This is a genomic window from Pseudomonas sp. TWP3-1 (assembly GCF_049896625.1).
Classification (GTDB): Bacteria; Pseudomonadota; Gammaproteobacteria; order Pseudomonadales; family Pseudomonadaceae; genus Aquipseudomonas.
Genome location: NZ_JAFCUQ010000004.1, coordinates 155,381 through 167,482 on the forward strand (window position 1 = coordinate 155,381; position 12,102 = coordinate 167,482).

General features: G+C 60.7%; 9 protein-coding genes. 7 read left to right on the forward strand and 2 right to left on the reverse strand.

Translation table 11 applies throughout. The features are described 5' to 3' along the window. Positions 1–234: 234 nt before the first annotated feature. The 4 genes from ACP7BN_RS07800 to ACP7BN_RS07815 are packed head-to-tail and all read left to right on the forward strand — an operon-like array spanning position 235 to position 4,596. Positions 235–705: a (2Fe-2S)-binding protein gene (locus ACP7BN_RS07800; RefSeq protein ID WP_420646509.1), complete on the forward strand. Its 471-nt coding sequence runs from the start codon at positions 235–237 to the stop codon at positions 703–705. Further along, entirely contained in the window at positions 702–3,023 is a 2,322-nt protein-coding gene (locus ACP7BN_RS07805) for a molybdopterin cofactor-binding domain-containing protein (protein ID WP_426202955.1), read from the forward strand. Before ACP7BN_RS07800 ends, ACP7BN_RS07805 begins: the two co-directional genes overlap by 4 nt. After that, on the forward strand, positions 3,023–4,003 hold the full coding sequence (locus tag ACP7BN_RS07810; protein WP_426202957.1) for an XdhC family protein: 981 nt from the start codon (positions 3,023–3,025) through the stop codon (positions 4,001–4,003). Before ACP7BN_RS07805 ends, ACP7BN_RS07810 begins: the two co-directional genes overlap by 1 nt. Next, positions 4,000–4,596: a nucleotidyltransferase family protein gene (locus ACP7BN_RS07815; protein ID WP_426202959.1), complete on the forward strand. Its 597-nt coding sequence runs from the start codon at positions 4,000–4,002 to the stop codon at positions 4,594–4,596. Before ACP7BN_RS07810 ends, ACP7BN_RS07815 begins: the two co-directional genes overlap by 4 nt. A 229-nt stretch (positions 4,597–4,825) precedes the next feature. Here ACP7BN_RS07815 and rne read toward each other — a convergent pair whose 3' ends face one another. Next, entirely contained in the window at positions 4,826–8,104 is a 3,279-nt protein-coding gene (rne, locus tag ACP7BN_RS07820; RefSeq protein ID WP_426202961.1) for a ribonuclease E, read from the reverse strand. A gap of 696 nt (positions 8,105–8,800) precedes the next feature. Between rne and rluC the strand changes: the two genes are divergently transcribed. From rluC to sppA, 3 genes are read left to right on the forward strand one after another with little or no spacing between them, the layout of a single operon-like run. Then, positions 8,801–9,760, forward strand: a complete 960-nt coding sequence (gene rluC, locus ACP7BN_RS07825) for a 23S rRNA pseudouridine(955/2504/2580) synthase RluC (RefSeq protein WP_420646514.1) — start codon at positions 8,801–8,803, stop codon at positions 9,758–9,760. Continuing rightward, a complete protein-coding gene (locus ACP7BN_RS07830) occupies positions 9,747–10,409 on the forward strand; it encodes an HAD-IA family hydrolase (RefSeq protein ID WP_426202963.1) in 663 nt (220 codons plus the stop codon). The genes rluC and ACP7BN_RS07830 overlap by 14 nt, the downstream gene beginning before the upstream one ends. Positions 10,410–10,430: 21 nt before the next feature. Further along, the gene (gene sppA, locus ACP7BN_RS07835) at positions 10,431–11,420 is read left to right on the forward strand and encodes a signal peptide peptidase SppA (protein ID WP_426202965.1); all 990 of its coding nucleotides are present in this window, start codon (positions 10,431–10,433) and stop codon (positions 11,418–11,420) included. Between the two features lie 48 nt (positions 11,421–11,468). Here the strand turns inward: sppA and ACP7BN_RS07840 are convergent, their stop codons facing one another. Continuing rightward, entirely contained in the window at positions 11,469–12,047 is a 579-nt protein-coding gene (locus tag ACP7BN_RS07840; RefSeq protein ID WP_426202967.1) for a Maf family protein, read from the reverse strand. Positions 12,048–12,102 lie beyond the last annotated feature (55 nt).

The window sequence follows — 12,102 nt, forward strand, 5'->3', positions numbered from 1 at the left end:
CAAGGCTGCATCCAAAGCCCTGCACTATTGAAAAAGTGCAGGGCTTTTTTGTTAATCGCGGGTTAACGTAGCCAGCTAACGATGCAAGTCATTTGCTCCACCAAAGGCCCGGTGCAGAGGTTGCCGTCTGCGCAAGAGAGCCGATTAGCCTGAGTCGATCTGCGTGAACCAGCGTCGTCCCTGCGGCGGCAGATTGCTCGACCCCATGACCACTAGAACTATGCGGGCGTGCCCATGATTACCCTGAAACTCAATGGCCAGGATCAACAACTCGACGTCACAGAGGACATGCCGCTGCTCTGGGCGATCCGCGACGTCGCCGGTTACAACGGCACCAAATTCGGCTGCGGCATGGGCCTGTGTGGCGCGTGCACCATTCACATCGACGGCTTGCCGGCGCGCAGTTGCATCACGCCGATCGGCTCGGTGGTCGGCCAGAACGTGACCACCATCGACAACCTGCACGCCGACCCGGTCGGGCAGATCGTCCAGCAGGCCTGGCTTGACACCGCCGTGGCGCAGTGTGGTTTCTGTCAGGGCGGGCAAATCATGTCCGCTACGGCTTTGCTCAAGACCAATCCGAACCCGAGCGATGCGCAGATCGAAGAGGCCATGGTCGGCAACATTTGCCGCTGCGGCACCTACAACCGCATCAAAACCGCCATTCGCCAGGCCTCCACTCATCTGAAGGAGGCCAAGGCATGAGCCGCGTACCGAATGATTTCGCCCTGAGCAACCTCAGCCGCCGTGGCTTCCTCAAAGGCGTTGGCGCCACCGGTGCATTGGTGCTGGCCGCGAGTTGGGGCTGGCAGGATGCGCTGGCCGAAGACAAGCCGAAGAAGTTTGGCGCCGATGGCATGCCTAACGGCTGGATCGACGATCCGAAGGTTTACGTGAGCATTGCCGCCGACGGCACGGTAACCGTGGTATGCAACCGTTCGGAAATGGGTCAGGGCGTACGCACCAGTCTGACCATGGTGGTTGCCGATGAACTGGACGCTGATTGGGCGCAGGTCAAAGTGCAGCAGGCGCCGGGTGATGAAGTGCGCTTCGGCAATCAGGACACCGATGGCTCGCGCAGCATGCGGCACTGGTACGAACCGATGCGCCGTTGCGGTGCCGCGGCCCGGACCATGCTTGAACAAGCCGCCGCCGAACAGTGGAAAGTCCCGGTCGGCGAGTGCCGTGCGCAATTGCACAAAGTCATTCATACGCCGTCGGGGCGTGAACTGGGATATGGCGCGCTCGCCGCTGCTGCCAGTGCGTTGGCGGTGCCGGCGCGTGACAGTCTGCGCCTCAAGCAGCCGTCGGAATTTCGCTATATCGGCAAGGAAGGCACCAAAGCCATCGACGGCGCCGACATCGTCAACGGCCGTGCGGTCTTCGGTGCTGATGTGCATTTCGACGGCATGTTGTACGCGGTGATCGCGCGTCCGGCGGTGTATGGCGGCAAGGTCAAATCGCTGGACGACAGCGCCGCGTTGAAAGTCCCGGGCGTGCTCAAAGTCATCCAGATCGAAGGTCGTCCGTTGCCATCGGAGTTCCAGCCATTGGGTGGCGTGGCGGTTGTGGCGAGCAACACTTGGGCGGCAATCAAGGGCCGCGAAGCGCTGAAGATCGAGTGGGACGACGGCCCGAATGCCAGTTACGACTCGATTGCCTATCGCAAGGAACTGGAAGCCGCCGCGCTGAAACCGGGCAAAGTGGTGCGCAATACTGGCGACACCGACAAAGCCCTCGGCAGCGCTGCCAGCACCCTGGAAGCGTCCTACTATTTGCCGCACCTGTCGCAATCGCCGATGGAGCCGATGGTCGCCATCGCCCGCTTCAAAGATGGTATGTGCGAGGCGTGGGCTCCGAGCCAGGCGCCGCAAGTCACCCGCGAGCGCATCGGCGAACGTCTGGGCCTGCCGTTCGATAACGTCACCCTGAATGTGACGCTGCTCGGCGGCGGTTTCGGCCGTAAATCCAAACCGGATTTCGTCATTGAAGCCGCGATCCTCGCCAAGGAATTCCCTGGCAAAGCCGTGCGCGTGCAGTGGACGCGCGAAGACGATATCCATAACTCGTATTTCCACACCGTGTCCGCCGAATATCTCAAGGCTGGCGTGGGCAAGGACGGCATGCCATCGGCGTGGCTGCACCGCACGGTAGCGCCGAGCATCACCGCGTTGTTCGCGCCGGGCATGAACCACGAAGCCGCGTTCGAACTGGGCATGGGTTTCACCAACATGGCTTACGCGATTCCCAATGTGCGCCTGGAAAACCCTGAGGCCACCGTGCACACGCGAGTCGGCTGGTATCGCTCGGTGTCGAACATTCCTCATGGTTTCGCGATCCAGAGTTTTGTCGACGAGCTGGCGCACAAGGCCGGTGAAGATCCACTGAAATACCAGATCAAACTGCTCGGCCCGGATCGGCAGATCGACCCACGCACCTTGAGCGAGGAGTGGAACTACGGCGAATCGCCTGAGCGTTATCCAATCGACACCGGGCGCATTCGCACCGTGCTGGAAACTGCTGCCAAGGCTGCCGGTTGGGGCCGCAAGTTGCCCAAGGGCCGTGGCTTGGGGCTGGCGGTGCATTACAGCTTCGTCACCTATGTGGCGGCGGTGATCGAAGTCGAGGTCAAGGACGATGGCACGCTGATCGTGCACAAGGCCGACATCGCCGTGGATTGCGGCCCGCAGATCAACCCTGAACGCATCCGTTCACAGTTCGAAGGCGCTTGTGTGATGGGCCTGGGTAATGCAGTGCTCGGCGAGATCAGTTTCAAGGACGGCAAGGTCCAGCAGGACAACTTCCATATGTATGAAGTGGCGCGCATGTCGCTGGCGCCGAAGGAAGTCGCGGTGCATCTGGTGACGCCTCCGGGCGACGTGCCATTGGGTGGTGTCGGTGAGCCGGGCGCGCCGCCGATTGCTCCGGCGCTGTGCAATGCGATCTTCGCTGCAACCGGTCAGCGTATTCGCAACTTGCCGGTGCGTTACCAGTTGCAGGGCTGGCAGAAGGCGCGAGCCTGATGGACAGCGTCGATCTGAATGTCCTGCGCAGCGTGCTGGAATGGCGCCGCGCCGGGCAGCGCGTGGTGTTGTTCAGCGTGGTGCAAACCTGGGGCACCGCGCCGCGCGCACCGGGTGCGATGCTGGCGTTGCGTGAGGATGGTGTGGTGATCGGCTCGGTGTCGGGTGGTTGTGTCGAAGATGATCTGATTGCACGGCTGCATGACGGTCGGATCGCGACCGACGGGCCGCCGGTGCAATTGATCACCTACGGCGTGACGCGTGAGGAGGCCGCGCGGTTCGGCCTGCCTTGCGGCGGCACCTTGCGCCTGACTGAGGAGCGAGTCGGCGATCCCGCGTGGGTCGCCGAACTGCTGGCGCGTTGCGAAGCGCATGAAATCGTCGCCCGCGAGCTGAATATCGCTACGGGCGAAGTACGTCTGCAGCCAGCGAGCAAGACCGATTCATTGGTGTTTGATGGCCAGACCTTGCGCGCGATCTACGGGCCGCGCTGGCGTCTGCTGTTGATCGGTGCCGGGCAGTTGTCGCGCTATGTGGCGGAGATGGCGCGGCTGCTGGATTTCGAAGTGCTGATCTGCGATCCGCGCACCGAGTTTGTGTATGGCTGGGAAGAGCAGCATGGGCGATTCGTGCCGGGCATGCCGGATGATGCAGTGCTCGAAATCCAGACCGATGAGCGCACGGCGATTGTCGCGCTGACTCACGACCCGCGTCTGGATGACATGGCGCTGCTGACTGCGCTCGATTCCAAAGCGTTTTATGTCGGCGCACTCGGCTCGCGGGTCAATAGCCAGAAGCGTCGCGAAAACCTGGCTCAGCTAGGCTTGTCCGAACAGGCCATCGCCCGTTTGCATGGGCCGATTGGTTTGCATATTGGCAGCCACACTCCGGCGGAAATCGCCTTGTCGCTGCTGGCAGAGATCGTCGCAATCAAGAACGGCGTCGAGCTGAAACAGAAGAAGGCACTGGAGGGCGTATGAGTGGTTCCATCGGCGTGATCGTGTTGGCGGCGGGCGAGGGCAGTCGTTTTCGTGAAGTTGCGGGTGCGGACAAGGACAAGCTGCTGGCTGACTGCACCGGGCGCGATGGCGCGGTGCGTTCGGTGATCGAGCAGGTGTTGGTCAACCTGCCGGTGAGTCTCGACAAGCGCGTGCTGGTGACCACCGAGGCGCGACCGCAAGTGATGCGCATGGCCCAGGCTTATGGTTGTGAGGTTGTGTCGGTCGAATCCACCGGAATGGGCGACAGCATCGCGGCGGGTGTTGCGGCGTGTGCGGATCTGGATGGCTGGCTGATTGTGCTGGGGGATATGCCGTTTATCTTGCCGGCGAGTATTGAACGCGTGGCGGCGGCGATGGCTGAGGATGTGGTGAGTGTGCCGGTGTTGAACGGTGAGTATGGGCATCCGGTGGGCTTTGGTCGGTCTTTTGCGGCGGGGTTGATGGGATTATCCGGCGATCGCGGGGCTCGGCCGTTGTTTGCGCAGGGGCGGGTGGTTGAGGTGGTTGTGGATGATGCCGGGGTGGTTTGGGATGTTGATGTGCCGGAGGCGCTGGCCTTTGTACAGTCTTGAGTTTTGTGTGGGGCCTTGAGATTGCGGCCCTCACCCTAACCCTCTCCCAGAGGTAGAGGGGACTGACCGAGTTGGATGTTCGAGTTACGCCGACGTGAAATATCGAGGCGAGCTCTGGTTTTGAAGAGTATGGAGATCTGCTCCCTTGATCTAAAGCATGGCGCAAAAACCACTGCATAAAAAAGCCCCGCCTGGATCACCAGGCGGGGCTTTTTGTTAGCTGTCGGAATCAGACCAGAGGCTTAGGCTCGTGTTCTTTTTCCTGAGCTGCTTCGTGATGCTCGACCGCGTCCTGAACGGAGCGTGGTGCTTCGGCAATCACTGCTTCAACTGCGGCTTCTTCAGCGACCGGGGCAGGCGCTGCCTCGACCACTTCAGCGGCAACCGGAGCGGCAGCCTGTTCGGCCAGCAGACGCTCGGCTTCACGCTTGCGGCGACGCACTTCACGTGGGTCGTTCGGCGCACGGCCATTTTCGGTCAGGGCGCTGGCCGGAGCCACTGGAGCAGGTGCTTCGGCAACTACTGGCGTTTCGACCACTGGGGTTTCAACAACAGCGGCTTCTACCACCGGTGCTTCAACGACTGGAGCAGCCGCTTCAACCACTGGCTCGGCAACAACCGGAGCCGCTTCAACCGGCGCAGCTTCGAATGCTGGCGCTGGGGTTTCGGCTACGGCTGGTTCGGCGACCCAGTTGAATGCGGTCTGTTCTTCGCGAACTTCACGCACGGTTTCGGTCACGGTTTCGCTGACTGTTTCAGGCGCGGCCTCAACAACCGGTTCTGCAACAAACGCTGGCGCTTCGGCGATCACGGCAGGCTCGGCAGCGGCTTCAGCTTGAGGCTGATATTCGCGAACCGGCGCTACTTCGATTTCCGGAGCAGTCACTGCTTCAACCGGCGAGGTCGCTTCAACAACCGGCGCTTCTACTGGAGCAGTTTCCAGAGTAGCGGTGGCGCGTTCGGCTTGCTCGTGAGCTTGAGCTTCGGCCGGAGCGCTGATCACGCTGCTGGCAACAGCGGCGGTCACGGCCAGGCCAGCGGCCAGATCGGCAGTGCTCGGCTCGGCGCGTTCAGCGCCTTCAGCATTTTCAGAAGGCTCTTCCGAACCTTCGATCTCGTTGCCGTTGGCATCACGCTGACGCTCACGACGGTTGCTGCGACGACGCTGACCGCGCGAGCGACGACGTGGACGATCGCCTTCGGCGCCTTCCGAGCCATCATCTGGTAGTTGCTCTTCGTTGCTGTTCAGATCAATGGTCAGATCGGTGTTGAGCTCTTCTTGAACAACGGCTGCGGCTTGTTCGGCACGCGGCTGACGCTCTTCACGCGGAGGGCGTGGAGCACGTTCTTCGCGCGGCTGACGGGCCGGACGCTCTTCAGCGGTGGCAGCCACAGCGACACCAGCAGCGGCAACGGCCGGAGCGGCATCCAGTGGCTCGCGCAGTTCACGCACACGCTCTTCACGCTCGCCACGCGGCTTGCGATCTTCGCGTGGAGCACGCGGTGGACGTGGCGCACGTTCTTCGCGTGGTGCGCGTTCTTCACGGGCTACCGGTGCTTCTTCACGTGGCTCGCGGACTTCACGGGCTTCGCGTGGCTGACGCTCTTCACGCGGTTCGCGTGGCGCGCGTTCTTCACGAGGAGCACGTTCTTCGCGCGGCTTGCGTTCTTCATCACGGCGACCGTTGCGGTTGCGGCTCTGTTGACGACCGTTGCGACGCTCTTCGTTGCGTGCAGGACGCTCGGTGGCTGGTTTCTCAACCACAACCGGAGCAGCCGGCTCTTCTTTGGTAGCGAACAGGCTGACCAGCGACTTCACCAGACCCTTGAACAGGCTTGGCTCTGGTAGGGCAACCGGAGCAGGCGCTGGCGCCGGTGCAGCCACTTCGGCCGGGACCGGAGCATTGGCACGGGCCGGAGCAGTTTTCACTGCGGCTTCCTGGCGAACCAGAGTGCGGGTCGCGGCGGCTGGCTGAACTTCTTCGACTTCGGCAGCAGCGGCGGCAATTTCATAGCTCGACTGGCCGGTAGCGGCTTCCGGGCTGTCATCGCGCAGACGCTGAACTTCGAAGTGCGGCGTTTCGAGGTGGTCGTTCGGCAGAATGACGATGCGCGCACGGGTGCGCAGTTCGATCTTGGTGATCGAGTTGCGTTTTTCGTTGAGCAGGAACGCAGCAACCGGGATCGGCACCTGAGCGCGGACTTCGGCAGTGCGGTCTTTCAGGGCTTCTTCTTCGATCAGGCGCAGGATCGCCAGCGACAGCGATTCAACGTCACGGATGATGCCGGTGCCGCTGCAGCGCGGGCAGACGATACCGCTGCTTTCGCCGAGCGATGGACGCAGACGCTGACGGGACATTTCCAGCAGGCCGAAGCGCGAGATACGGCCGATCTGTACACGGGCGCGGTCGGCTTCCAGGCATTCGCGGACTTTCTCTTCCACGGCGCGCTGGTTCTTGGCAGGGGTCATGTCGATGAAGTCGATGACGATCAGGCCGCCGATGTCGCGCAGGCGCAACTGACGGGCGATTTCTTCGGCGGCTTCAAGGTTGGTCTGCAGAGCGGTTTCTTCGATGTCGCTGCCTTTAGTGGCGCGCGCCGAGTTGATGTCGATGGACACCAGGGCTTCGGTCGGATCGATAACGATGGAGCCGCCGGAAGGCAGTTCGACGACGCGCTGGAAAGCGGTCTCGATCTGGCTTTCGATCTGGAAACGGTTGAACAGCGGAACGCTGTCTTCGTACAGCTTGATCTTGCTCGCGTACTGCGGCATCACTTGACGGATGAAGGTCAGGGCTTCGTCCTGAGCTTCAACGCTGTCGATCAGCACTTCGCCGATGTCCTGGCGCAGGTAATCGCGGATGGCGCGGATGATCACGTTGCTTTCCTGATAGATCAGGAATGGCGCGGAGCGATCCAGCGAAGCTTCTTTGATGGCGGTCCAGAGTTGCAGCAGGTAATCGAGGTCCCACTGCATTTCTTCGCTGCTGCGGCCAAGGCCGGCAGTGCGCACGATCAGACCCATGTCGGCTGGTGCAACCAGACCGTTCAGGGCTTCACGCAGTTCGTTGCGCTCTTCACCTTCGATGCGACGGGAGATACCACCGGCACGCGGGTTGTTCGGCATCAGAACGAGGTAACGACCGGCCAGGCTGATGAAGGTGGTCAGGGCTGCGCCCTTGTTGCCACGTTCTTCTTTTTCGACCTGAACGATGACTTCCTGGCCTTCGCTCAGGACGTCCTTGATGTTGACGCGGCCTTCAGGAGCTTTCTTGAAGTATTCGCGGGAGATTTCTTTGAGGGGCAGGAAGCCGTGGCGCTCGGAGCCGAAATCAACAAAGGCAGCCTCAAGGCTTGGTTCGATGCGAGTGATCTTGCCTTTATAGATATTGGCTTTTTTCTGCTCGCGTGCACCGGATTCGATGTCCAGGTCGTAGAGGCGCTGGCCATCTACCAGTGCAACACGCAACTCTTCGGGTTGAGTTGCGTTAATCAGCATTCTTTTCATGTAGTACCGTCGGTTTCCGGGCTGCCGGAAACGGCGTTCGGCACACACGACTTCTCACGGTCGGTGTCAGGTGCGTCGGGAGTGGTTGGCCATTCCCGTGTCCAGCGACGTTGGCCAATTGGGCCGTTGTCGCGACGTACGCGTCCTGCTTGCTGTGGCTACTTAAGCACTCAGTCAGGAGGAGGAATCAACCGTGGCTGTGGACGAGATGAAGCGTCTTGAAAAACCTGTAGCTACACAGGCCAGCGGTTGTGCATCTCCACCCTACACGTATCCCTGATAATTCGGGTGCTGCCGCGCGCAGAATCCGCAGCGGGTTGGCATTTACCGTGAGCTCCGAAAGGGGAGGTCACGCATCATGGCTAATTTAGGCAACGTTTCCGAAGCTATTGCTCGGGGTCATTCGTAGCTGACTGCACTTTGTGAACTGGCCGTGAATATGGCTCGCAGAGCGAGTGAGAACTCTGCTTTGCGGCGTGATTCAGGCCTCATGTCACCTGCGCTCGTTACAGCTGCAAACTCCACCGTTACGTAGCAAAAGCTCCGTAGGACGGCCTCGCGTCCTGGTGAATTGCGTTGGTCAGGGCCGGTTTTTGACCGTGATTCCTCTGTCCAGGCCGCTTTTGGCGGCGTTCGCGACTATAGCAGCAATGATTAAGTGCTTCAATTCCATAAAAAATTGATATCATCCGCGCCATGACGACTACTGCCCCTGTGACTCCAAGCGTTCAATTGCTTGAGGTCTCGCCGGAATATGCCGGCCAACGAATTGACAACTTCCTCCTCGCCCGGCTCAAAGGCGTGCCCAAGACCCTGATTTACCGCATTTTGCGTAAAGGCGAAGTGCGCGTGAACAAAGGTCGGATCAAGCCCGAGTACAAGCTGCAGGCTGGCGATATTGTGCGCGTGCCGCCCGTTCGCGTGCCCGAGCGCGATGAGCCGGTGCCACTCGCACAAGGCTTGTTGCAGCGCCTCGAAGCGTCGATCGTGCACGAAGACAAGGCCCTGATCGTGATCAACAAGCCTGCGGGCATTGCGGTTCACGGCGGCAGCGGCTTGAACTTCGGCGTGATCGAAGCCTTCCGTCAGTTGCGTCCCGACGCCAAAGAGCTGGAGCTGGTGCATCGCCTCGACCGCGACACCTCCGGCCTGCTGATGATCGCCAAGAAGCGCAGCATGCTCCGCCATTTGCACGAGCAACTGCGTGGCGACGGCATCGACAAGCGCTACATGGCGCTGGTGCGCGGCAACTGGGCAACTTCGATCAAGCAAGTCCGCGCGCCGTTGCTCAAGAGCAATCTGCGTTCCGGCGAGCGCATGGTCGAAGTCAACGAGGAGGGCAAAGAAGCTCTGACCCTTTTCAAAGTGCTGCGGCGCTTCGGTGATTTCGCAACCATGGTCGAGGCCAAGCCTGTTACCGGCCGGACGCACCAGATTCGCGTGCACACCCTGCACGCCGGGCATTGTATTGCTGGCGACAGCAAGTACGGCGATGAAGGTTTCACCAAGGAAATCCGCGATCTGGGCGGCAAGCGCCTGTTCCTGCATGCCTACATGCTGACCGTGCCTTTGCCGGATGGCGGAAAACTCACCTTGCAGGCACCTGTCGATGAAATGTGGGCCAAGACCGTGGAGCGACTGAGTGCGGCACCCTGATTACAAACTGCTGATTTTCGATTGGGATGGCACGCTGGCCGACTCCATTGGTCGGATTGTCGAGGCCATGCATGTGGCCTCCGAGCGATCCGGCTTCGAATTGCGCGATGACTTTGCGGTAAAGGGCATCATCGGTCTGGGCTTGCCCGAGGCTATTCGTACTCTTTATCCCGCGATCACCGATGCCGAGATGGTGCTGTTCCGTGAGCATTATGCGGATCGCTATATAGAAGCCGAAGCGGTGCCTTCGCCGTTGTTCGAAGGGGTAGTCGAGTCGCTGGCCTCATTTCGTGAAGACGGCTATCACTTGGCGGTGGCTACCGGCAAGAGTCGGCGCGGGCTGGATCGAGTGCTCAAGGCGCATGGCTGGGAAGATTATTTCGAGATCACCCGGGCTGCCGATGAAACCGCGAGCAAGCCGCATCCATTGATGCTCGAGCAGATCCTCGTCCATTGTGGTGTGCGGGCCGAGCAGGCATTGATGGTCGGCGACTCGTCCTTCGATCTGCAGATGGCGCGCAATGCCGGCATGGGGTCGGTGGCTGTCAGCTACGGCGCGCAATCGATCGAGGCGCTGCAACTGTTCGAGCCGCTGCTCTCGGTTGATCGTTTTTCCGAATTGCACGCCTGGCTGGGCAAGCAGGCTTAATACGTTTTTGGGGTGGATGGCATGACCGACGAATGGAAAGCACCGGCCAAGGCAACTGCCGACGACGGTGACGCAAAAAGCTGGAAGTTGCTGGAAAAGACTCTGCTGGCCGGTGTGCAGGAACAGCGTCGCTCGCGCCGCTGGGGCATCTTCTTCAAGTTGCTGACGTTTGTTTACCTGGTTGTCGCGCTGATTCTGTTCACGCCGCTGATGGACATGGAAAAAAGCGCCACTCGCGGCTCCAACTACACCGCGTTGATCGACGTCACTGGCGTGATCGCCGATAAAGAACCGGCGAGTGCTGACAACATTGTCGGCAGCCTGCGCGCAGCCTTCGAGGACAAAAAGGTCAAGGGCGTGGTCCTGCGCATCAACAGCCCTGGCGGCAGTCCGGTGCAATCGGGTTATGTGTATGACGAAATCAAGCGTCTGCGTGGCCTGCACCCGGAAACCAAGCTGTATGCGGTGATTTCCGATCTAGGGGCGTCCGGTGCCTATTACATCGCCAGTGCGGCGGATCAGATCTATGCCGACAAGGCCAGTCTGGTCGGTTCCATCGGTGTGACGGCGGCTGGTTACGGCTTTGTCGGTACCATGGAGAAGCTCGGTGTCGAGCGTCGGACCTACACCTCCGGCGAGCACAAATCGTTTCTCGATCCGTTCCAGCCGCAAAAGCCTGAAGAGACTGCGTTCTGGCAGAGCGTGCTGGACACCACGCACAAGCAGTTCATCAATAGCGTGAAGCAGGGGCGTGGCGATCGCCTGAAGGACAAGGAGCATCCGGAGCTGTTCTCCGGGCTGGTCTGGTCGGGTGAGCAGGCGCTGCCGCTGGGGCTGATCGATGGGCTGGGCAATGCCAGTTCGGTTGCGCGCGATGTGATTGGCGAAAAAGAGTTGGTGGACTTCACTGTTCAGGAATCGCCGTTCGATCGCTTCTCGAAGAAGCTCGGTGCGAGCGTGGCGGAGCAGTTGGCGATGTGGATGGGTTTCCACGGGCCGTCGTTGCGTTAAGCAATTGATGCATGGGAAAACCGGCTCTTGTGGCCGGTTTTTTGTGGCTCAGGGAATCTGCACGCCTTCGGCTAATAGCATGTCGATCAGGCGGATCAGCGGCAATCCGATCAGGCTGGTCGCATCCGGCCCTTCAGTGGATTGAAACAGGCTCACACCTAATCCCTCGGCTTTGAAGCTGCCAGCGCAGTCATAGGGCTGTTCGGCGTGCAGGTAGCGTTCGATGCGCTCTTGGTCCAGCGTGCGCATGTGTACGGTGAATGGCACGTAGTCGACCTGGCACAGGCCTGTCTGGCTGTTGAGCAGTGCCAGGCCGGTCAGGAAGGTGACGCTGGTGCCGCTGGCGGCCAGCAACTGCTCGCGAGCCTTGTCGAAGGTGTGCGGCTTGCCGATAATCTGTTCGCCGAGCACTGCGACCTGATCCGAACCGATGATTAGATGATCGGGATGACTGAGGGTCAGTGCGCGGGCTTTTTGCTCGGCGAGGCGTTTGACCAGCTCGATGGCTGACTCGCCCGGGCGATGACTTTCATCGATGTCCGGCGAGCTGCAGGCGAACGGCAGGCGCAGGCGGGCGAGCAGTTCACGGCGATATGGCGAGCTTGAAGCGAGTAATAAAGGCAGCATTCGCATCTCCTGAGGCAGGCGCGAATTCTAGCCGAGGCACGTAAGTGACGGACAG